Genomic DNA, 22,165 nt, shown 5'->3' with positions numbered 1-22,165 from the left:
TTGGATACGAACAGACAGGCAAATAAAAAGTTCCTATACCATGATTTGGTGTTAATGATTCAATTTTGGCTATCTAGGAAAATTTAATTTCTAATATGAATATACAAATAAATTAGATTGCAACAATCTAGAAATTAATACATTGTTTAATGATGTATTTTAAATCTTGACAATTATTACTTTCCGAAAGGTCTCTCTATATCATTAAGGTAAAGTACTTTGTTATCCTTCCATCTTTTCTTTTAAAGCTTTGTAGTAATTCTCATATCCTTCAACATCCGTAAAAAGGAACATATAAGGTTCAATTAATTCTAATTCCATTAAGGTAAAAGTTTCGTCAATCATTACCCCATCAACCCTTGCATATAAACTACTTTTGGCAAACTGATCTACATATTGCTTTGCAGATTTAAGCATAGCTTCACTAGGCTGCTGTGGATGTATGGTTCCACCTAAGAAATGTTGTACCCTAAAATCACCCGATTTTGCCTTCTTTAATAAACAATGACTAAATTTTCCATTGAAAAATAATAACGACCATTCGCCTTCAATTTGAACCTCAGGAATAAATGGCTGTACCATAAAGTCCATCGTTTTTAGCAACAATTGCACTTTATTTTGTATTTCTTCTAAGTTTTCTTTTGTTACTTTAAAAGTGTGAAAGGAACCACCACTAACGCAAGGCTTTATAATTATCTGGTCTGTTTTAAAACGCTCGAAAAAAGTTTCAAGTTCTAGTCTTGTCCCTTTATTAATATATGCTGTTGGAATAACAGGTAATCCTGCATCAGCAATTTCTGCTAAATAATGCTTGTCTGCATTCCATTTTACTAGATCAGTCGGATTTAGCAATGGTAATTTAATTTCATCAAGATGTGTTAACCAGCTATAAAAAGTATCAATTACTTCAAAATAATCCCATGGCGATTTTAGAAGCGCTAAATCAAAAGATTTCCAATCTACACGATCATCATTCCAAATCACTTTGGTTAATTGTAGGCCTTTATCTCTTAGGAAGTTAAATAATACCGATTCTTCATCTTCAACAGGCGAATCAAAAGTTCCTACATCTTTATAACATACATAGGCAATCTTTAGCTGTTCTAATTTCATATCAATGTGCTTAATTTGGGGCTGAAATTAAGAAGAAAAGAACGATTTTCACGTAAACTCTTGGATATACAAATTCTGAATCTTTAAAATTTTGATTTACAATTGTTGAGTCTTACTTTAGGAAAAAAAAGATTAAATATGAAATACTTATGGCTTGTTGCGCTCTGGCTATTTTTAGGCGCTCAAGGTACCTCTGCACAAAACTACACTCAAAAAATTGAAGGCACCAAAGTGGCGTTTCATATGATAGCGGTTCCAGAAGGTAGTTTTAAAATGGGAAGTAGCCAAGGTACTCCTGATCAACAACCTAAACATGAAGTTAAGTTAGATGCTTTTTGGATGAGTAGCCACGAGATTACATGGGATTTATACGAACTTTTTGTTTACAAGGATTATGAACTAAGTAGTAATAATGGCGCATTACCTGAAGGGGTTGATGCTGTAACCAGACCTACTAAACCTTATTTAGATATGACCTTCGGAATGGGGAAGGAAAATTTTCCAGCCTTAGCGATGACACATTATAATGCCATTCAGTTTTGCAAATGGTTATACACAAGAACAGGTGTGTTTTATAGATTACCAACAGAAGCAGAGTGGGAGTATGCAAGTAAAGCAGGAAAAGATTCAGATTATTTTTTTGATGCTCCAGCAACGCTGGCAGATTATGCATGGTTTAAAGAAAATAGTGAGGGTAAAACTCAAGAAGTGGGTAAAAAGAAACCTAATGCATGGGGATTTTTTGATATGTATGGAAATGTAGCTGAGTGGACTTACGACCAATATCTTGCTGATGCCTACCAACAACGAAAAGCAAAAGGGGAAGTAAAAAATCCTGTTTCTGTTCCTACTAAATTGTATCCTCATGTAATTAGAGGAGGATCTTATGAAGATAAAGCAGCAGATATTAATTCAACCATTAGAATGCAATCGCAATCTAGCTGGAAACAAATCGACCCGCAAATTCCTAAAAGTAATTGGTGGTTTCCAGAAGCACCATTTGTAGGGATACGCTTGGTTAGACCAGTAAAAACACCTACAAAAGCAGAAATAGAAGCTTATTATAATAAACCTCCCATTGCAGATTATTAATCTAGAACCAAACTAAACAACCATATGACTAAACCAAACGAAACTAAGAACCGAAGAGAATTTATAAAAACATCAGCTATGCTGGCGGGTGGTGTTGTACTAAATCAATTTGCATTTGCAGGATTTCATAATTCTGTAAACGATACCATCAAGATTGCCCTAATTGGTTGCGGCGATAGGGGTACAGGCGCTGCTTTTCAGGCATTTAACACCAATGCTAATATTAAGTTAGTGGCTATGGCCGATGCCTTTTCCGACAGATTAGAAAGTAGCTATACGAAATTAAAAGAGCGTTATGGCGATAAAGTAGATGTGCCAAAAGATAGGCAATTCGTAGGATTTGATGCCTTTAAAAAGGCTATTCCTTTAGCAGATGTAGTCTTATTGGTTACTCCTCCCGGATTTAGACCAATGCATTTTGCTGAGGCTATAAATCAAGGAAAGCATGTGTTTATGGAAAAGCCAGTTGCAGTAGATGCACCTGGAATTAGGGAAGTACTGCGCGCTGCAGAAATTGGGAAACAGAAAAAATTAAATGTGGTAGTGGGTTTACAAAGACACTATCAAGAAAACTATAGAGAGATTATAAAACGTGTGCACGATGGTGCGATTGGTGATATTGTTGGTGGACAAGTTTATTGGAATAGTGGTGGTGTTTGGGTAAACAAGCGACAACCAGGACAAACGGAAATGCAATACCAAATGCGTAACTGGTATTATTTTAATTGGTTATGTGGCGATCATATTGTAGAGCAACATGTACATAATATTGATGTAGCGAACTGGATTAAAAATGCTTACCCAGTTTCTATTCAAGGTACAGGAAGTAGAGCTTGGAGAACAGGGCCAGATTATGGCGAAATTTATGACAATCATGCTGTAGAGTTAACTTATGCTGATGGAGCGGTTATTTACAGTCAATGTCGCCATTTCGAAGGCACTTCTAATAGAGTTGATGAAACATTTCAAGGAACGAAAGGTAGAACTTATTTAGCAGCAGGTGGAAATAAAGGTACCCTATGGGATAGTAAAGGAAATGTATTATTTGAACACGATGGAAAGAATAATCCAAATCCTTACCAGACTGAGCATGATGAACTTTTTGCTGCTATCAGTAAAGGCGAATATAAGTTTGAAGATGCAACACGTTCTGCGTATAGTTGTTTAACGGCTATTATTGGAAGATACGCAACCTATTCAGGAAAAGTAATTAAATGGGACGACGCATTGCAAGCCAACAATAGTTTGATGCCGCCAACTTTAAGCTGGGAGGCCAATCCATTGGTTTTGCCTGATCAAAATGGACTATATCCAATAGCCATACCAGGGAAAACTAAAGTGATGTAATGTTTAATTCTTTAATTTTATGGTTTTTTGGTGTTCTTGGGCTAATCAAAGCCCAAGAACAATTGTTTGTTTTAAATGGGTCGGCCCAAGGCACGAGTTATTTAATAAGATATTATGCGACAGACCAAAAAATTAAAAAAGAAGAAATAGAGTCTATTTTTGCGGAAGTGGACAATTCTATGTCACTTTACAAACCTAATTCTCTGATACAACAATTTAATAAAAATCAACAAGTAAAAGTTGATCAACATTTTAAAACAGTATTTGGCGCAGCGCAATATTACCACATGGTAACTGGTGGGTATTTTGATGCAACCCTTGCACCATTAATGCGTTTATGGAGTAAAGCAGTGGTAGTTCCAAATGCTCAACAAATTCAACAAACGCGGTTAAAAACAGGTATGCAACATATAACCTTGGTTAATGGTTTATTAAAAAAGCATGCGCCCAACATAGAGCTAGATTTAAATGGTATTGCACAAGGGTACACGGTAGATTTGCTTGCAAGGTACCTTAGAAGCAAAGGCCTAAAGTCATTTTTGGTAGAGTTGGGAGGGGAAATTTATGTACAAGGATCCAAGCCAAATGGTGAAGCCTTTACGATTGCACTAGATTCGCCAGACGAGGATTGTGGAGATTTTGTTCCAAAAAGGGTGCAAATAGCATCTGGAGCCATTACATCTTCAGGAATTTACAGAAAGTTGCGTTATATCGAGGGTTACAAAGTGCATCATATAATTGATCCATTTAAAGGATATCCAGTACAAAATGATGTTTTAAGCGTTACAACTTATGCTCCAACCGCTATGGTGGCAGATGCTTTCGACAATAGTCTGCTGGCAATGGGACTTGAAAAAGCATTGGCTTTTGTAGCAAAGCAAAGAAATTTGGAAGCTTATTTTATATACAGAGATGCTTCAGGAAATATGAAAGACACAGCAAGTACTGGGTTTTATAAAATTATGGTAAGGAATTAATTAATTAACTAAATACTATGTTAAGAAAAGACTTTATAAAGAATGGATTGCTCACGGCTGCTGGTATAAAGTTAGGAGCACCAATAATTGGACAAAATGTTCAGGCTGCTGAACAAATTAAAAATACAAATGCATCAAAACCATTTAAAATGGATTTTGCTCCGCATCAGGGAATGTTTAAAAATCATGCTGGCGATTCTTTTTTGGATGAAATACAATTTATGTATGATCAAGGATTTAGGTCGATAGAAGATAATGGATTTTTAAATCGTTCTATAGCCGAGCAGGAGAAGATTGGTAATTTGTTATCCAAATTGAATATGCGCATGGGCGTATTTGTGATTGATGCGGGTGATAACTGGAAAACTTCTTTAACTACGGGAAAGAAAGAATTTAAGGATAGATTTATAGAGGCCTGTAAAAAGTCTGTTGATGCAGCTAAGCGATGTAATGCTAAGTGGCTTACTGTGGTTCCAGGTTTTTATGAGCGAAGATTACCTTATGGAAATCAATTTGCGAATGTGGTAGATGCTATGCGTGCTGGCGCAGAAATTTTAGAGCCACATGGTTTAATAATGGTTTTGGAAACTTTGAGCGATACGCCAGAATTATTTTTGCAACAAACCCATGAAACCTATGCAGTTTGTAAAGCGGTGCAAAGTCCTTCCTGTAAAATTTTATATGATATTTATCATATGCAAAAAACTGAAGGGCAATTAATGGTTAATATAGACCGATGCTGGGACGAGATTGCATACATTCAAATTGGTGATAATCCAGGTAGAAAAGAACCTACTACAGGAGAAATTAATTATAAAAACTTGTTTGCCCATATTGCCAAAAAAGGATATACGGGAGTAATGGGGATGGAACATGGCAATTCTATGCCAGGCAAAGAAGGCGAGTTGAAAGTTATACAAGCCTACAGAACTGTAGATTTAGATTAAAATAAGCTGGTTTGTGCTGAAGGTATTTTAAATAAACCTGAATTTAATGTGTTCTGCTTTAAATTCAGGTTGTTTATTTTACAGTGAAGCTTAAAATTATCCGCAATAAGCTGGGCAATTGTTCCATCACCGCGCATGCGTTGACCAAATCTACTGTCGTTCACATTTCCATCATGGCAACTTTCTATCATGTGCCAAACTTTTTCAAATCTATCTGGGAAATTTTTTTGAAGCCAGTCTTTAAAAATATCATGTATAGCTCCATTAAGTCGCACAACTGTATAGCCTGCTTTCTCAGCGCCAGCCTGTGCAGCTAATTTAAGAATACTCGGAATTTCATGGTCAGATAATCCTGGTACCATTGGTGCAACCATAACCCCAGTGGGGATGCCTGCTTCAGTTAGTTTTTCTATAGTTATAAGTCGTTGAGTTGCTGTAGCTGTTCTAGGTTCCATTACAGCTCTTAATTTTTCGTTTACAGTGGTTATAGAAATATAGACTGAGCACAATTTATTTTGTGCCATATCTTTAAGTATATCAATATCACGGGTAACCAATGCATTCTTGGTTATGATACCAATAGGCTGATTAAAATCTCTAGCAATTTTTAGAATCGAGCGAGTGAGTTGGGTTTTACGTTCAATTGGCTGGTAACAGTCAGTATTTCCTGAAAGAGAAATCGTTTCTGCTTGCCATCCTTTCTTGCTTAAAAATTGTTTAAAAAGCTTTGGAGCATCGTATTTCACGATGATTTTACGTTCAAAGTCTAACCCTGCGCTAAAACCCCAATACTCATGCGAATTTCTAGCATAGCAATAAATACAACCATGTTCGCAACCTTGATAAGGGTTGGCAGAATAGGCCATTCCCACATCTGGACTACTTACTTTGTTGACAATAGATTTAGACACACCTTTTATAAAGGTAGTTTTTGAATTTTCTTCTTCCCAATCATCAATCCCTTCTTCAAAATCTTGCACGTAAGCGTTCTTAATGTACTTATTGTGAACGTTAATTTGGGCACCTCTTCCTTTAAAATATGTTTCCTCAACTGAATTCATTAGCTAAAAATACTAAAAATATTAGCAAAAATATAATTTTAATTTATTAATACACAGGTATATATTTGTCTCTGTTAAAAAATGGATGTAAAACTATGAGACTTTTAATATTAAGTATTTTTGCCTGGGTAATTCTAAGTGCACCTACCAATATTTATAAGTTACCAACTCTAGAACCAACCATTGCAACATGTAAAGGTGAAAATCCATGTAGAGCATGTTCTAACTGTAAATATTGTAAACTATGTAATTCTGGAGGTAAATGTGGTGTTTGTTCAAATAGTAGAAATCCGCTGACAGAAAAGTCTACTTCAACTAAAGAAAATAATTCGTCCAAAGTACAACAAACTAGTCAATGCACTGGAACCACTCAAAAAGGATTAAGATGTAAAAGAATGGTGAGTGGTGGAGGTAGATGTTGGCAACATAAATAGATAAATGAATTATTTTAAGCTATTTATATTCATTTAATTTTTTTATCATTTTTTAATTGGAAGTTCGTACTCTATGGGCAATAAATCTGCAAATTTTTCCCACGCAAAATAACCCATAAAAAGTGTTGCTGTGGGATCTAAGGAAATGCCACTATCATAAAAATGAACAGGAAGTTTTAACGGAATTATCCTTGAAACCTGGTAGTTTTTGATTTCTGGTGTTCGATTCATTTTAAATCCTGTCCATTGAAAATTTTCAGGTTCTTTTTCTTTAGTATAAACTACATAGAGGTCATCTTTATAACTAAGTTTATAAATATTAACTTCAACATGTTTTACCAAAGTATCTAGCAAAACAGGCTGTGTAGATAACCGATCCATATTTAATCCAACTGAAATGCCTTGATTTTTATTAGCGGATAGTGGGTTATTATCACTAGAAATTTTGTAAATAAGAAAGCCTTCCTGGTAGCTAGATTTTTTTGCTAATGTTTGGAAAAAATGAGTAGATGAGCCTAGGTATGCAATTTCTCTTGCTTTAGCCCATTTTTTATGAGCCGATTCTTTTCCAGCCATTTCTTCAAATGCTGGATAACCTTCGTAAAAAACCACATTAGTATTAAAATTGTATTCGAAATTAGAAATCAAATAATTTATTTTATAGCCTAAAGCATGATTTTCAATTTTTAGAAGTTGATCTGAAGAAATTTTTAAAATTTTATCTGCTTTATTGAAATCAATATTTAAAACTTCAGCATTTAATATTTTACTTTTTAATGCATTGGGTGTTCTTCCTAGAAAATAATCTTTGAAAATATTAATATATCTGGTTCTTTCTGGATCTGGTCTAACTTCAACTTCTGCGATTTTATAGACACTTTCAAATAATTTAATATGAACTTGAGTAGGTTCATTATTTATAGTTACCTGCGTATTTGTAGCAGCATAACCCATCATCTGTGTTAAAATATCGTAATTTCCTCTTTCTAGCTCAATTTGAAAGCGACCTTCATTATTTGAAACGGAAGAAATTTTAGTACCTGAAACATATAATGTAGCACCAGCTAAGGGTAAATTATCAAATGATTTTACAGTTCCACTCAGTGTAAACTTTTGCCCAAATGCAGGTATGGTAAATAACAATAAAAGATTTAATAGAATGCTTCTCATGGGTATCATGTAATCTTTAATTACGCCTATACTTTTCTACGAAATTTATCGTAGTTTTAAAGTTAAGGTTAATTTGATAATATGCAAAATATTACTTTGTTCTATGTGAAAAATCGAGATTGCCATTAGGCAATCTCGATTTAAAAACTATTTTTTTGGGTTGGTGTAAAACACTAAATGAGCCGGTAAGTCTCCCGTACTTACTTCAAATACTTTAACACCAGATTTATTAAAACGATATAATGCACCAGGGCTTACATAATCTTTCGCATCCGTAATGTATATATCTTCATTTAGTGGATCTACAGCTATGCCATAAGGTGACTTAATTTTTTTATCCGTCCCATCAGTAATAAAATTACCCTCTAATTTGGTTTCGTCTTTGATGTTTATTTTACCATATGAGGCTATACTGTTCCAATTTTCGTCATAAGTTATACCAAAATAATAAGCCATGTCGTTGTGAATTGTCAGGTTACTAATTCTTATATCAAATGCTTTAACAACTTCGTCTTTTTTCGTATCAATCAAAAATAGATTTGATTGAATCTTTCCATAATCCCCTCTAGATGTCACATACAGGTCGCCATATTTATCTGCTTTCAGTCTATTTAGATTAACAGCAACATCAATTTTTTTAATTTCTAAGTTTGTTTTTAAATCGATTACCGAAACCGTTTTTTCATAATTAGATGGTGTATAGCCTCCAGAATTAGCGACGTACAGTTTATCACCGACAACTGCCATCTCTTCAGGTTCTCTTCCAACTTTAATTCTTGCTTTTTCAGTGATTGTAGCTGTGTCGATTACAGAAACGTATCCTTCATAGGAAGTAACATAGGCATTGTCTTTGTAAAATGTGATATATTTGCTATTTGGAATATCAACTTTTCCAATTCTTTTGGCGGTTTTAACATCTAAAACTTCTACCTTGTTTGATGAGTTAACTACTATATAAAGTCTGGATCCATAGATTTGGATATCGTTACCCACATCTCCAAGACCCAAAGTTACTCCAGGGTTGGCTTCGTTAAAGATGTTTTTTCTATAGGTGCCTGAGGCGTAATCGTAATAATCTAAAGATGCTTTATTTGAACCCCAGTTTCCTTCGTTAAGCACATACAAGCCATTTATACTACTAATTTGTCCAGGAACTTTCGTTTGTTCTTCTGGAATTATTCCATATTCTTTTTTACAAGATGCAAATGTTAGGGCAAGTAGACCAAATACTGCCAGATTTGATAGCGATTTTTTCATTTTATTAATTTTTAAAAGTTTGTGTATAGTGTGAATCGATAATTTCTACCAGGCATAGGATAATTTAGAACTATGTCGTAGTATTGATTTAGGAGGTTGTTTATCTCGGCACTAATTCTCAAAGGGGTTGGTAGTATATTTAGTGCCTTATGAATTGCCAAATCGTGGGTATACCAAGCGGGAATGTAATTAACTGGGATGTTCGCTTTTTGACTGTAACGTTCTCCTGTATAAATAAAACTATAGTTTAAGCTTACCGTTTTGAAATCTAACGCTGCTGTTAAAGATCCGCTATGCACGGGTATATACGGTATTTGATGGCCGTAACTATAGGCTGATTCTGTTTTCTCTACAGCCTTTTCGTACGTATAATTCCCCTTAATTAATGCGTTTAATTTGTTGAATTGCCAATGCGTTTGAAATTGAATTTCTGCCCCACTTATCTGCACACGATCTAAATTAACCATAGTCCATCTGAATAGATTGAGTGTAGGGATGGCAACTATTTTGTCTTTGATTTGGTTGTCATACACATCGCCACGTACAATTAAGGTTTTTAAAGAAGTATTGTTAGAAAACAGGGAATAGGTGAATCCTAAATCTATTTGTTTGCCAATTTCTGGGTCAAGGGAAGTATTGCCAACAGAGGTGTAATACAGGTCGTTAAATGTTGGTAACCTAAATATGGACTTATAGAATCCCCTAATTTTTAAATTCTTAAATTGAAAAGGTTGCCACGAAGCCAATAATGTTGGTGAGAAATTTTCTTTATCTCCACCGCTTTTACCCAGCATTACTGCATCCTTTACAGATGTTCTAAGGAGAGTGGCTTGTAAACTTAATGCGTCTTTTTCAAATTTGGTGTTGACTGCACTGAGCCAACTGTATCTGGTTGGATAGGCAAAGTTATACAAATTTGCATTTAGGTCCTGCTTGCTTAAATCGTTACTGAAGCTAAAATTCCAATGTTTATTTAGAGCAAAGGAGTTAGATAGAGACACATACACTTCGTGCTGATAGTATCTATTGTCAAGTATTCCAAACAAGGTTTTGTAATCAGGATCTACATACCTCAAAAAATCATTACTGTACTTAAGTTGAGCCAACCATTTAAACTTCTTGCTTCCATCAGAAGTATAGCTTGATTGATAGAAGAAGTTTCTATCCCATTGCCTTTGACTGAAGTTAAATTTGTTAGAAACAATGGCCCCCGGTAAGCCACGTTCACTGTTGTAATAGTAAACTTGGTTGTTTATTTGGGAACTATCAGCAAACTTTACAAACAACTCACTTTCTATTCTTTTGGAAAGTATATCGCCATTTTGTCTAACCATTGTTGTATCGTATACGCCATTCGTATATCTATACTTGTATTTCCCGTCGGAGTTAAGGAGTTCTGAATTTACAACCCAACTTATTTTGTCTGACAATTTTCTCGCAAACAGTACTTGTGGATTCAACAAGTTAAAGGAGCCTGTTTTAAGATTTAGTTTGAAGTGTTGATTTTTGTTCGGAAAAAAAACGGGAGATTGGGATTTTAAAAATAGTGCGCTTGAACTAGCAAATGCCCTTGCCGACTGCAATAGTTCTGGATTTTGTCCGCTGTAAAGACTTATTTCCTTTAAGTTTTCTAAACTGTATTTGCTTAAGTCTACCTGTCCATTTTGAGCATTAGAAAGCTGAGATCCGTTGTAGAAAACAGACGTATGGTTGCTGCCCATGCTGCGCACATTAATGGTCTTTAATCCTCCAACACCACCATAATCTTTTAACTGTACACCAGAAAAAAAGCGCAAAGCATCGGCTATGGACACACCTTTTAGGCGTTGTATGTCTTTGCTGTTTAAAAGTTGCACGGGTGTTGCCGAATTTAAATAAGGCGACAAGTCCAGTGCCGTAATTTTCACCTCTGTTATGTGCTGAGTTTTTATGGTATCTGTTTGGGCATTCAGCATTTTGGGTGACGCTGATAGGCACAGTAGGACCATATGAAAACAAACAAGCAAATAACGTTTGGTTATTTTCTTTGTTACCATTTTTTGTGTGAGTTTACACCCACAGCAAGCAGAAATTAAGGAGCAAGTAAAATTACTAGCACAAACTCCTAGCTTCAATCCCCGAAAGCTATGAATACTATATTGCTAAAGGCAGGTCTTCTGACTTACTCCCTGTTTTCTGCCTTCCCATATAAATACAGTGGCTAAGAATAGAAAACTCTAATGGAGCTTACAGCTGCGGGACAGTTACGGAATTACACCGTATTCCCATTTTAATCTCTATGCGTTACCATAGAAAACCTAAAGCAGTTCAAAGATAGCTATTTTGGGAAGATTAATCATACAAAAGCATCAATCAAATTTTAAGTGTTTGAATGTTAAAGGTTTAATTATTCTAATTTTATTAAACTTTTTATAACAATAGATTTAGAATATAAATCGTTGTTTAGTGAAAATTTACTTATTTAGATGCTGATTTTTTTAAGTATTAAGCTTGAGTCTTAAAATGAAAAATTGTAATGAGTTAACTAAGATGAGCTGTAACCTTTTCAATGTCCTCGTCCAACCAGACTATTAAACAATTTTGAGACAATGATTCTTTCAAAATTTTATTCATATTAGTTATCTTGCTTTCGCTTAAGTTTGCTCTGCTAATTAAGAAGATTAACAAACAAACTAAACTCTGAATTGAAATGAAAAAGCATTTATCACTCGAGGGTATAAAAGTGGGCTTTGAGCGTTATGGCGATATGTTTTTTATGATCTTATAAATACCTAGTTTACATTTCACAATATACCTTTTATCTACAATTGAAGATTTGGTTGGGTTTATGAAGAGGAATTTGGACTAGGAAAGGTTTGGAAATGGTCTCCTGATACTAAATACATCGCCTTTTGGCAAACTGATGAAAGTATGGTGCCTATTTTTAAAATGACAGATTATTCGGGCAATCATGTACAGTACACAGAAATTCCTAGTCCAAAGGTTGGTGACTCAATTCCTGAAGTTAAGATTGGAGTAATCAATATTAATGATATGAGATTAAAAAATGAAAAGTCTTTAAGGGATAATTTTATGGTAGAAAATAATTATTGCTTAGTGGTTGATAAAAGGTTGTTTAGAAATTAAAAGAGTAATCTCTATCTGCCACACATAGCCCAAAAACAAAAAAGGGTATAGGGAAATAATCCCTTTACCCTTTTTATATTTTTATGGACATCCGATCTTCTCAACGCCCAGTCTCCCGGTCTCCCCGTCTTTCGGACTTTCCCGACTTCCCCCTTAATCTTCCAATCCCATTTTTTGCATCACAACATCGCTCACTCCTGTTGAAGAATAACCTCCATCATGGAATAAATTCTGCATAGTTACCATTCTGGTTAAGTCTGAGAATAAGGTAATACAATAATCTGCACAAGACTCAGCATCGGCATTGCCTAATGGTGCAATAGCATCTGCATAATCATAAAAATCACCAAAACCTTTAATACCAGTTCCAGCAGTTGTTTTAGTTGGCGATTGAGAAACCGTATTAATTCTCACCTTTTTCTCAACACCATAATGATATCCAAAACTTCTAGCGATAGACTCTAACATCGCTTTAATATCTGCCATATCAGTATAGAATGGATAAGTTCTTTGTGCGGCCATATAAGTTAAAGCTACAACACTACCACCTTCTGCAATAGCATCTAATTTTTTAGCTACAGCTAACATTTTATGAAGCGACATTGCAGAAACATCAATTCCTTTCATAAAATAATCATAGTTACTCTCTGTATAAGGAATTTTTTTACGGATATTAACACTCATACCAATAGAGTGTAAAACGAAATCAATTTTACCTCCTAAAATTTCTTGAGCTTGTGTATAAAGATTAGTTAAATCTTCTACACTAGTAGCATCAGCAGGGATAATTTGAGATCCAGTTTTCTCTGCTAAAACATTAATTTCGCCCATTCTCATGGCTATAGGAGCATTTGTAAGTACAAAAGTAGCACCTTCTTCATGTGCTTTTTCTGCTACTTTCCATGCAATAGAATTCTGATCTAGCGCCCCGGTTATAATACCGCGTTTTCCTTTTAATAAATTATACATAATTATGTTTTTTTAATCTAGCTATTAAATCAATTATAAACTTTTAAAAATATAATAATTGCAAATAGATACTAGCGAAGGTACAATTTTTTATTTATCCAAAAGTTCCCTAGCGTTATCTCTTGCTGTTTTACTTGCATCATGTCCGCTTAACATTTCTGCGATTTTTGTTATTCTTTCTTCTTGCGAAAGCTTTTGTATATGTGTTTGCGTAATACCTTTACTTTCGTCTTTGTAAACGTGGAAATGAGCTATGCCTTTTGAGGCAATTTGTGGTAAATGCGTAATCGTAATAATTTGCATCTGGTTGGCTAATTCTTCCATCACTAAGCCAACTTTTTTAGCCGTATCACCCGAAATTCCAGTATCAATCTCATCAAAAATTAAGGTTGGTAAAGCAGTATTTTTTGAAATCAGAGATTTTACGGCCAGCATAAATCTAGACAACTCTCCACCTGACGCAATCTTATGAATAGGGGCAGGCATTTGTCCGGCATTAGCCGAAAAATGAAACGTTATTTTATCAATACCATTGCTATCGAAATCATTATTTTCTTTTAGAACATGATTTATCTCCAATTTTGAATTCGGCATTCCAACCTTATTTAAAACGGTTAAAATCTCCGATTTTACCTTATCAAAAACCGCAACTCTTTGTTTTGAGATTAATACCGCTTCTTCTTGTAACGTCTGATTATCAGCATTAACTTTTTTCTGAAGCGTTTCAATTTCTTCATCAGCGATATTAAAATTATCCAATGATTGAGCTAATTCAGCTTGAATTTTTAACAACTCTGCATTAGAATTTACTCTATGTTTTTGTTGTAATACGTAAATTAAATTTAAGCGTTCATTAATGGCTTCGGCCCTCAACGGGTGATGAATAATCTTTTGTTCTAAAAAACTCAACTCGCCTGCAATATCTTTTAACTCTATAACAGTGCTTTGGAGCCTCAAATTTAATTCATCAATTTCTTCGTGGTACTGCGAAATCTGATTTAAACGATTAACAGATAACTTCATTGCATTTAATGCTGAAGATTCATCTTCCGAAAGCAATTGACTAGCATCATTTAAATTAGATTTTATCAATTCAGCATGATTTATTTGCTCTAATTCCTGTTCTAAATTTTGCTGTTCAAATTCGTCTAATTTTGCATCCTCTAATTCATCAAACAAAAAACGATTAAGGTCTAATTCCTTTAATGCAATATTTTTAGCTTCTATCTTTTCGTTAAGCGATTTTTTATCAGCTAGATACTGCTTGTATTTTAATTTATAGGCAGAAAGAAATTTTTGGTGACCAGCTACACTATCTACAATAGATAATTGAAATTTTTCGTCACTTAATTCTAGAACTGCGTGTTGAGAATGAACATCTATTAATTGCTCTCCAAAAGTTTTGAGTTGAGTTAAATTAACTGGTGTATCATTTATAAAAGCTCTAGACCTACCATCAGAAGTAATTTCCCTTCTAACAATGGTTTCCTCTAGAGCATCTACTTCAAGTAATTCGAATAGTGTATTTAACCTATCTGAACTAATTATAAAAACACCTTCGATTATGCACTTTTTATCTTGATTGAAGAAATATTTATTTTCGGCACGCTGACCTAAAATTAATGATAAGGCGCCCAGAATGATCGATTTCCCAGCCCCAGTTTCTCCTGTGATAATATTTAATCCTTTATCAAACTCTATGTCAATAGAATCTATAAGCGCATAATTCTTTATCGATAATTTTTGAAGCATATACCTGCTAAAATACAAAATTCTAATGGTAAGAATACAAAAAAAGGCATCATGGTTTTTTAACCAGATGCCTAAGTATTATAAATGAAAAATTTTTAATTATTTAATAGGGGATACCCTCTCACGGTTACAGTAGATATTTTATCCACTGGTGAGTTTTCTAACGATGCATCAACTCCTTGAATTTTATTAATTCCTGTAACCAATACATCAAATTTTTTCACTTCACCATTTTTTAAAACAAACTCAATCTGTTTTTCTTTCGAGTTTATTTTAATATTTGAAATCTCTTCTGGTTTTATTGAATTAACGTTTTCATTGTTTAAAGGCTTTACCTGAGCTAAATGAGATATGGCATGGAAATTTACACTATCTGCCTTAATTGTGACGTTTTTTGTACTATCTAATAATCGAATATTAATACTTATTGGCTTGCCCGGAATTGTCTTTTTTGCGGTTAAGAATAGTTTTTTTGGTTGTGAAGCCTCATTGTTGCCATCTTCATTTTGCTGATGGTTATTAAATGTATGAACTTTTCCAACTCTTATACGATCACTATTTTCTAAATTATCTGTAAACTCATTTATAAGTAACCTGTAGTTTGTTTTTTCCTCTTCATTAATATTAATACGATCTAATAAATCGTGAATATTCTTTTTTAGATTTTGGGTTTTTGAAGCTGATGTTTTAAAAAATACTTTTCCCTCCAAACGAGTAGGATTGTAATCTATAGAGTCGACTTTTTTGAAAATAAAACTTGAATTTTTAAAATCTAAATCACCGATATTATTAATGGCAGGAGCCAATTTAATGAAATCTATTCTTGAAGGTCTTTTTACTTTTAATTCCTCTACTTCTTTATTTATTTCTAATAATCCGATTGGCGAATTTAAAGCAACAACAATAGGAGGATTATTTTTATTTAAACCTTTAGAAACAGGAACATCTGCCGATTTTGGTGCAATAAATGTTATTTCTGCTAGATTAACAGAAAGCTCTTTAGCTTTTTCTTTTATTGTGGGATGCGTCCAGGCTACCGACAATAATCCACCCAATGCTAAAGTTAAGGCAGCTAATTGTTGCTTAACATTTAGATAATTGGTTTTCATATTGGTAATTCTTTTAATTCTCTGATACAAATGATAATTAGAACCAGTTGCTGCCAAACTAAAAGTTGGATTAGATTCTTCCTGTTGTAAAAGCTCTAACTTTAATAGGGCATGTGCATAAGAAAGTGGTTTTCCAGAAAATTTAACCACCAAATCATCACAAGCATGCTCTCTTTCTATTTGTATAAATCTGCTCGTTAACCATACAAATGGATTGAAAAAAAGTACAGTTTCAACACAAGTTTTAATAATATTTAATAGATAATCATTTCTTCGGATATGCGATAATTCATGAATTAAAATAGCCTCTACTTGCTCTTCCTCTAAATGATTTACTAAGGCGATAGGAAATAAAACAATAGGTTTAAGGTAACCAATAACAATAGGAACCGTTATTAATCCAGATAAATGGAACTGAATTTTTTTATTCAATTTCAATGATTTTTTAATTTCATTAAATTGATTTAACCAGTTTTGAGGTACTGCTGATAGCTCATTTTTCTTGATTTTTTCTAGAAAAAAGTAACTTTTTACAACAATGAATAATTGAAAAATAATACCTAAAATATAAATGGGAACAATAATAGGGAAATATGATTCAGCTTTTTCAGTAAAAGTTTCAGGTAAATTTTGAGCAAAACTTCCTAACTCATACATACTTAAATCTACACCCGATTTTACGCTTTTATTTACCTCAGTTAATCGAGAAATAAAAGTATAAACAAACCAAGAAAACATTAAGATCAATGAAGCATAAGATAAATTATGTCGGTAAACCGCTTTAAATTTCGGAAATGAAACCATGAATATTAAAAGCAAGACATAAATAATCCCACTTTGCCAAATAGAGTTTAAAATACTCCAACCAAAGGCCTGAATGATATCTTGAAATAATGTGTTCATTTTATTTAGATTCTAGTTGTTCCAAGTATTTTTTAATTTGCTCTAATTCTTGACTAGTTGCTTTATGATTACCTAAAGCTTGCATCACTAAACGTGCAGCAGAACCATTGTAGGCATTATCAATTAATTTATTTAATAAATGCTTTTGCGTGTCTTGCTGATTGATGGCTGCGATGTATATATGTGTTTTAGATTCCGTATTCCTAGAAACTAATCCCTTTTCATGCATAATTTGCATTAATTTTAAGGTAGATGTATAACCCACATCTTTGGATTTAATTAGTTCCTCGTGCACAGTTCGTACCGTACATTCGCCACGACTCCATAAAATTTGAAGAATCTCTAATTCACTTTCCGTTGGTTTTATTGAAATTGTCATCTTTGTACGAATTTGTTCGTAATCTAATGTACGAAGTTGCTCGTAAACCACAAAATATTTAACAAAACTTTAACAGAGTGATTGGATACTAAGTTGTTAGAATAGGGTAGAAGAGTAGAATAGAAGACTTAATACAAGCTAGAATTAGTGTGAGCACTAAAGAATTAATCCTTGGTACTTATTCTGATTAGCTGGATCAATTTCAATTAAAAGATTAAAAGCTTTAATCCTTTCATTAATATCACTTAATTTAAAAATATTGACAAACTCATCCGCCTTAGCGGCTAAAAATATATTAGGGAAAAGCGCACCCATTTTTTGTTTGTCTAACTGTTGTAGAAGGCCTATTGAATTTAGAATATGATTTATAGATTGTGTTTTATTCTCCTGCATTTTATCGAGACCATTTCTATGATAATCGTATATAAAAACTCTTAAAACATTAAAACTGTTATCCAGCATATTCTGATTTAGCCAAAACCTATTTCTAAGTCCTTCGCCTGCTCTCCAACCAGCTGCACCCGAATTTTGTGAGAAATTCACCACATTTTGCGCTTTATTAAAATAAGGATTTCCGCCCAAATTAGAGAAACTATCTTTGTCGATACCAATTATCGTATAAGCATAATAAGTAAGTAAAGCGCTAATATTTGAACTGAAATTCTGGTCTGAAAAAATAATAGGCTGACCTTCTATAAAAGAAAAATCGAACGCTTTATCATTATAATTAAACATCAAACTATTGTATCCAGAACCATAAACAGGGCGTGTTGATTGAATTTGAGCCTCTGCTTTAAAATTAGAATTGCCATCCCATGAGGTAATCGTAATAATCAAATTGCAATTTATTCTTTCTTGGGGTAAATAAACCTCATTTGTCCATTTATTATTATTTATGAAATCGCGAATTGCATTCTGAAGAACATCAATATTTCTTTTATTGAGATTTGGGATTTGAGGTGCCATAACCTGCACATTGGCCATAATTTCTTGTGCAGATAGGGAATAGGAAACTAAGGAAAAAAATAATATCAGAATGATTTTTTTCATTTGGAAGGGATAAGCTTACAAATTTGGTTACAAATATCTACAGCAACATCTGATTTAGATTTTGCTTCATAAACTGTTTTTTCTTTCAGTTTATTAAATATAGTAATTTTATTAGTGTCTTTTTTAAATCCAGCTTCCGGATCTTGGGTAGAATTAAGTACAATTAAATCAAGATTCTTCTTCTCTAACTTTTCCAGTGCAAAATTCTCTTCATTATAGGTTTCTAACGCGAATCCAACCAAAATTTGGTTTTTGGGTTTATTTTTACCTAAAGTGGCTAAAATATCAGTTGTCTTTTTTAGATGTAGAACAAGCTCTGCATCGTTCTTTTTAATTTTTTCTTTAGCCGGATCAGCTGGTGTATAATCAGCAACTGCAGCACTCATTATAAAAATATCTGCTTGGGCATGTGCTAAACAAGCTTTTAACATTTGTTGCGCGCTTACCACATCAATCCTATTTATTGAGTTCGATTTTTCTGCTGTAGGGCCAGTAATTAAGGTAACATTTGCCCCTAATTTTTTAAGCGTTTTGGCAATTTCGAATCCCATCTTGCCAGAAGAATGATTCCCAATAAACCTTACCGGATCTATAGCTTCATACGTTGGTCCTGCCGTTACAACAGCATTTAAATTATACAAAGGCTGTGCAGCACGTAAATGGTTATCAATAAATTTCACAATTTCTTCAGGCTCTTCCATTCTGCCTTCACCAAATAAACCACTGGCTAATTCACCAATGCCTGGTGTAATCACAATATTTCCATAGGATTTTAGCTTTTGGATGTTTTCTACCGTTGAAGTATGCTTCCACATATCTAGATCCATAGCTGGAGCAATATAAACGGGGCATTTTGCCGATAAGTAAGTAGCAGTTAATAGATTATCGCAAAACCCGTTTGCAAACTTAGAAATGGTATTGGCACTTGCTGGGGCGATGATCATTAAATCTGCCCAAAGACCTAACTCTACATGATTGGCCCAAACGCCTGTTTCTTCATCAAAATAATTAATTTCGACTGGATTTTTAGAAAGCGTTGCTAGAGTTAAAGGGGTAATAAAATGTGCTGCATCGTGTGTAAGCACAATTTTGACGTTTGCGCCAGCTTTTACCAGCAATCGTACAAGAGTTGCAGATTTATAAGCCGCAATACTGCCGCAAACGCCTAGAATGATATTCTTGTTATTTAATTGCATATAATGCAAAATTAACTACAAGAAACTATTGTTCTTTTGAAGGATTTCTGTGGTAAACTTTACCGTTTAAGAACTCATCAATAGCAATTAATGTAGGTTTTGGTAAACGCTCATAATGCTTACTGATTTCAATTTGTTCACGATTTTCGAAAATCTCCTCTAAATTATCGTTGTTTGAAGCAAACTCGGCTAACTTTCCATGAAGCTCTTCTTTCATGTTGTTTGAAATTTGATTAGCTCTTTTTGAGATTACCACTAAAGATTCGTACAAATTCCCTGTTGCTGCATCTAAATCATGTACATTGCGGGTAACGGTTGTATTAGGAACCGCTGCTTTAGTATTTTTATCCATTTTTTGATTTTTTAATCGTTTTACTATTAATTACACTATCCTGCTCTGCAGCTTTCCTTTGTAATTCTTTATATTTTGCTTCTTCTAAAGCTATAACTGCTAATTCTTTCTTAGCATTTTCTATACCTTTTTCAGTGTCAGCTTTTAATTGATCTGCTTCCTTTTTAAATGTACTTGTCGGAAACTTCTCTATAAACTCATTATAATAAGTTAATGCTTCTTCAAACCTTTCTTGTTGACGAATCAATAAACTATTTTTAGCATACAAATATTGAGATTTAAATATTAAGAAATCAATTTCTTCTGCATATTTAATATCTGGAAAATCTATTTGCGTATTTTTTAATGCAATAACCGCCGATTTATAATTATATACTTGGAAACCTCCAATTTCATAATACATCTTAGCGTTTTCAAAAGCTTTACGTTCTAATTTACCTCTTAAATCTGAGATATAATCTGCCGCCTGCTTAGCTCTATCACTTTCAGGGTATAAGTTAATAAATAATTGCAACGCATCTAATGCCTTATAAGTATTTTCCTGGTCTAATGGGTAATCAGGAGAATCTAAGTAGTAACAATATGCACTCATATACCTACATTCTTCGGCGTATTGACTAGTAGGATAGTTGTCTGCAAAATATTTAAACTGGAATCTGGCAGTTGTATAATCTCTTAAACGGTATAACGTATAAGCGTAATAATAGTTTAAATCTTCTGCCTGTTGTTGTCCGCGATATTTTTGAGATAAATCTTCAAATAAAATTAAAGCTTTAGAATAGTTCTTCTTGTTGTATAAATTTATCGCTTCTTGATACTTTTTAGTAACATCGTTACTTAGCCTTATCTTTTCGAATTGACTTTTACAACCCCCGATAACTAAAACTGTAAGGGCACAACAAATAATAAATAGGTGTTTAAATTTAAACATTTTGCAAAGATAAGGATATTTACGATAAGGTCAATAAAATATCGTGCTAAGCTAGATATTGGAAAGCGTTTAGCGTTATCCGTTAACAATATTTAACAATTTTTAATGTAAATACTTCTTTTGTTGGCCATCAGCAAGGCATTTCTGTCCTTATTTTTATTATTATTATTTATAGTAATGGCGATTGAAAAATAAATTTTCTGGTATCAACTAGTCTTATGTCCTGTCCTCCTGTAGCGCGATACTTCCCTGACCCGTCCTCCTGGAGCGAAATGCAATGCAGCGATAGGATCTCATAGATTAATTCATCAGATCTAAACCTCAAGGATCACCAGTCTGTTATAATCCTAAACTGGAATTTAATTCCTCAAGTCTTAATAATTAATAAGCATACCTTATATATATGTATCGCCTACTATATATATAAAAGAAATCCCTATGAGCTACTTATACAATATATAATAGTAAAGTTAATCAACCTTAGATATATTATGATTTAATGTTGTTTACTATATATAATGTAATAACAACACGAACCTTTATAGGTGTTCTAATAGTATTTCACTGGGATTATTCGACCCATCCTTATTTACTTGCAAATTTTTCTCCTTGTTAACCATACACTTAAGGATAGTTTAGGATAAAAAACCTTCGTTTTATTTGCTAGAAGCGATATTTTTTCTACTTTTGCACTCCCCAATCGGATGAAAGGGATTACAAATTGAAGAGCAAAAAGAAGTAGAGAGTAGGGGTTAAAAAGCAACAAAGTTCATTTTGAATGAGTTACGAAAAACTTCAAAAAATACTCCATTTTAATTTGCTAAATGAAATAAGTTTTCTACCTTTGCACTCCGCTTCGGAGGAAGAGGGGGTAAGAGATTGAGCGTTTGGTTGAATTATGGGTTAAGTAGGGGGTTAGAATAAAGATGTAGCTAGCTAATAGCGAGTTATAAAAAACTTCGAAAAAACTTCAAAAATAATTTGCCAGAAGGAATTAATT

18 protein-coding genes, 1 pseudogene and 1 riboswitch are annotated in these 22,165 nt (G+C 33.5%); of the genes and pseudogenes, 6 read left to right on the top strand and 13 right to left on the bottom strand.

The window, feature by feature from the left end; genetic code table 11:
* Positions 1-222 precede the first annotated feature (222 nt).
* Positions 223-1,113, bottom strand: coding sequence for an ATP-grasp domain-containing protein (locus VRU49_RS00095; RefSeq protein WP_330144729.1), 891 nt, complete (start codon positions 1,111-1,113; stop codon positions 223-225).
* Between the two features lie 138 nt (positions 1,114-1,251).
* On the opposite strand from VRU49_RS00095, the gene VRU49_RS00090 reads away from it, so the two are divergent.
* Genes VRU49_RS00090 through VRU49_RS00075 form a run of 4 tightly spaced genes read left to right on the top strand, consistent with a single transcriptional unit; the run spans position 1,252 to position 5,476 of the window.
* Positions 1,252-2,205, top strand: coding sequence for a formylglycine-generating enzyme family protein (locus VRU49_RS00090; protein ID WP_330144728.1), 954 nt, complete (start codon positions 1,252-1,254; stop codon positions 2,203-2,205).
* 24 nt (positions 2,206-2,229) lie between these two features.
* Positions 2,230-3,552, top strand: coding sequence for a Gfo/Idh/MocA family protein (locus tag VRU49_RS00085; RefSeq protein WP_330144727.1), 1,323 nt, complete (start codon positions 2,230-2,232; stop codon positions 3,550-3,552).
* Positions 3,552-4,529, top strand: coding sequence for an FAD:protein FMN transferase (locus tag VRU49_RS00080; protein ID WP_330144726.1), 978 nt, complete (start codon positions 3,552-3,554; stop codon positions 4,527-4,529). The genes VRU49_RS00085 and VRU49_RS00080 overlap by 1 nt, the downstream gene beginning before the upstream one ends.
* 17 nt (positions 4,530-4,546) lie before the next feature.
* Positions 4,547-5,476, top strand: a complete 930-nt coding sequence (locus VRU49_RS00075) for a hydroxypyruvate isomerase family protein (protein WP_330144725.1) — start codon at positions 4,547-4,549, stop codon at positions 5,474-5,476.
* On the opposite strand, the gene VRU49_RS00070 is transcribed toward VRU49_RS00075, so the two are convergent.
* Entirely contained in the window at positions 5,473-6,537 is a 1,065-nt protein-coding gene (locus tag VRU49_RS00070) for a PA0069 family radical SAM protein (protein WP_330144724.1), read from the bottom strand. The two genes, VRU49_RS00075 and VRU49_RS00070, sit on opposite strands and share 4 nt — an antisense overlap.
* Before the next feature lie 95 nt (positions 6,538-6,632).
* Between VRU49_RS00070 and VRU49_RS00065 the strand changes: the two genes are divergently transcribed.
* Positions 6,633-6,971 (top strand): hypothetical protein, encoded by a 339-nt coding sequence (locus tag VRU49_RS00065; protein ID WP_330144723.1) that lies wholly within the window; start codon positions 6,633-6,635, stop codon positions 6,969-6,971.
* A 45-nt stretch (positions 6,972-7,016) separates the two neighbouring features.
* On the opposite strand, the gene VRU49_RS00060 is transcribed toward VRU49_RS00065, so the two are convergent.
* The 3 genes from VRU49_RS00060 to VRU49_RS00050 form a co-directional block, all read right to left on the bottom strand.
* Positions 7,017-8,141 (bottom strand): carboxypeptidase-like regulatory domain-containing protein, encoded by a 1,125-nt coding sequence (locus VRU49_RS00060; RefSeq protein WP_330144722.1) that lies wholly within the window; start codon positions 8,139-8,141, stop codon positions 7,017-7,019.
* Positions 8,142-8,288: 147 nt separating this feature from the next.
* Positions 8,289-9,398 (bottom strand): YncE family protein, encoded by a 1,110-nt coding sequence (locus VRU49_RS00055; protein WP_330144721.1) that lies wholly within the window; start codon positions 9,396-9,398, stop codon positions 8,289-8,291.
* 11 nt (positions 9,399-9,409) lie between these two features.
* Positions 9,410-11,353: a TonB-dependent receptor plug domain-containing protein gene (locus VRU49_RS00050; RefSeq protein WP_330144720.1), complete on the bottom strand. Its 1,944-nt coding sequence runs from the start codon at positions 11,351-11,353 to the stop codon at positions 9,410-9,412.
* 174 nt (positions 11,354-11,527) lie between these two features.
* Positions 11,528-11,714: riboswitch (cobalamin riboswitch) on the bottom strand.
* Positions 11,715-12,227: 513 nt separating this feature from the next.
* Here VRU49_RS00050 and VRU49_RS00045 point away from each other — a divergent pair.
* Positions 12,228-12,524, top strand: a pseudogene (locus VRU49_RS00045) (DPP IV N-terminal domain-containing protein); the annotation flags it as partial.
* A gap of 153 nt (positions 12,525-12,677) precedes the next feature.
* On the opposite strand, the gene VRU49_RS00040 reads toward VRU49_RS00045, so the two are convergent.
* From VRU49_RS00040 to VRU49_RS00005, 8 genes are all read right to left on the bottom strand, one after another.
* Positions 12,678-13,496, bottom strand: coding sequence for an enoyl-ACP reductase FabI (locus VRU49_RS00040; protein WP_330145863.1), 819 nt, complete (start codon positions 13,494-13,496; stop codon positions 12,678-12,680).
* 87 nt (positions 13,497-13,583) lie between these two features.
* The gene (gene recN / locus VRU49_RS00035; RefSeq protein ID WP_330144719.1) at positions 13,584-15,245 is read right to left on the bottom strand and encodes a DNA repair protein RecN; all 1,662 of its coding nucleotides are present in this window, start codon (positions 15,243-15,245) and stop codon (positions 13,584-13,586) included.
* Positions 15,246-15,340: 95 nt separating this feature from the next.
* Positions 15,341-17,257, bottom strand: a complete 1,917-nt coding sequence (locus VRU49_RS00030; protein ID WP_330144718.1) for a M56 family metallopeptidase — start codon at positions 17,255-17,257, stop codon at positions 15,341-15,343.
* Position 17,258: 1 nt separating this feature from the next.
* Entirely contained in the window at positions 17,259-17,687 is a 429-nt protein-coding gene (locus tag VRU49_RS00025) for a BlaI/MecI/CopY family transcriptional regulator (RefSeq protein WP_330144717.1), read from the bottom strand.
* Between the two features lie 105 nt (positions 17,688-17,792).
* Complete coding sequence (gene porD / locus VRU49_RS00020) at positions 17,793-18,686, bottom strand: type IX secretion system protein PorD (protein WP_330144716.1); 894 nt, start codon at positions 18,684-18,686, stop codon at positions 17,793-17,795.
* Entirely contained in the window at positions 18,683-19,882 is a 1,200-nt protein-coding gene (gene coaBC / locus VRU49_RS00015; RefSeq protein WP_330144715.1) for a bifunctional phosphopantothenoylcysteine decarboxylase/phosphopantothenate--cysteine ligase CoaBC, read from the bottom strand. Before coaBC ends, porD begins: the two co-directional genes overlap by 4 nt.
* A 25-nt stretch (positions 19,883-19,907) precedes the next feature.
* A complete protein-coding gene (locus VRU49_RS00010; RefSeq protein WP_330144714.1) occupies positions 19,908-20,234 on the bottom strand; it encodes a DNA-directed RNA polymerase subunit omega in 327 nt (108 codons plus the stop codon).
* Positions 20,227-21,165, bottom strand: a complete 939-nt coding sequence (locus tag VRU49_RS00005) for an outer membrane protein assembly factor BamD (protein WP_330144713.1) — start codon at positions 21,163-21,165, stop codon at positions 20,227-20,229. The genes VRU49_RS00010 and VRU49_RS00005 overlap by 8 nt, the downstream gene beginning before the upstream one ends.
* Positions 21,166-22,165 lie beyond the last annotated feature (1,000 nt).

The sequence above is a fragment of the Pedobacter flavus genome, from assembly GCF_036324285.1.
GTDB classification, from domain to species: domain Bacteria; phylum Bacteroidota; class Bacteroidia; order Sphingobacteriales; family Sphingobacteriaceae; genus Pedobacter; species Pedobacter flavus.
This window is presented reverse-complemented; position numbering and strand designations above follow the sequence as displayed.

Bases quoted from the DNA above. Each gene is read 5' to 3' on its own strand.
- VRU49_RS00090 (WP_330144728.1), top strand. From the start codon at position 1,252: ATGAAATACTTATGGCTTGTTGCGCTCTGGCTATTTTTAGGCGCTCAA.
- VRU49_RS00070 (WP_330144724.1), bottom strand. From the start codon at position 6,537: ATGAATTCAGTTGAGGAAACATATTTTAAAGGAAGAGGTGCCCAAATT.
- VRU49_RS00095 (WP_330144729.1), bottom strand. From the start codon at position 1,113: ATGAAATTAGAACAGCTAAAGATTGCCTATGTATGTTATAAAGATGTA.
- VRU49_RS00065 (WP_330144723.1), top strand. From the start codon at position 6,633: ATGAGACTTTTAATATTAAGTATTTTTGCCTGGGTAATTCTAAGTGCA.
- VRU49_RS00085 (WP_330144727.1), top strand. From the start codon at position 2,230: ATGACTAAACCAAACGAAACTAAGAACCGAAGAGAATTTATAAAAACA.
- VRU49_RS00055 (WP_330144721.1), bottom strand. From the start codon at position 9,398: ATGAAAAAATCGCTATCAAATCTGGCAGTATTTGGTCTACTTGCCCTA.
- coaBC (WP_330144715.1), bottom strand. From the start codon at position 19,882: ATGCAATTAAATAACAAGAATATCATTCTAGGCGTTTGCGGCAGTATT.
- porD (WP_330144716.1), bottom strand. From the start codon at position 18,686: ATGAAAAAAATCATTCTGATATTATTTTTTTCCTTAGTTTCCTATTCC.
- VRU49_RS00080 (WP_330144726.1), top strand. From the start codon at position 3,552: ATGTTTAATTCTTTAATTTTATGGTTTTTTGGTGTTCTTGGGCTAATC.
- VRU49_RS00010 (WP_330144714.1), bottom strand. From the start codon at position 20,234: ATGGATAAAAATACTAAAGCAGCGGTTCCTAATACAACCGTTACCCGC.
- VRU49_RS00075 (WP_330144725.1), top strand. From the start codon at position 4,547: ATGTTAAGAAAAGACTTTATAAAGAATGGATTGCTCACGGCTGCTGGT.
- VRU49_RS00005 (WP_330144713.1), bottom strand. From the start codon at position 21,165: ATGTTTAAATTTAAACACCTATTTATTATTTGTTGTGCCCTTACAGTT.
- VRU49_RS00050 (WP_330144720.1), bottom strand. From the start codon at position 11,353: ATGCTGAATGCCCAAACAGATACCATAAAAACTCAGCACATAACAGAG.
- VRU49_RS00060 (WP_330144722.1), bottom strand. From the start codon at position 8,141: ATGAGAAGCATTCTATTAAATCTTTTATTGTTATTTACCATACCTGCA.
- VRU49_RS00030 (WP_330144718.1), bottom strand. From the start codon at position 17,257: ATGAACACATTATTTCAAGATATCATTCAGGCCTTTGGTTGGAGTATT.
- recN (WP_330144719.1), bottom strand. From the start codon at position 15,245: ATGCTTCAAAAATTATCGATAAAGAATTATGCGCTTATAGATTCTATT.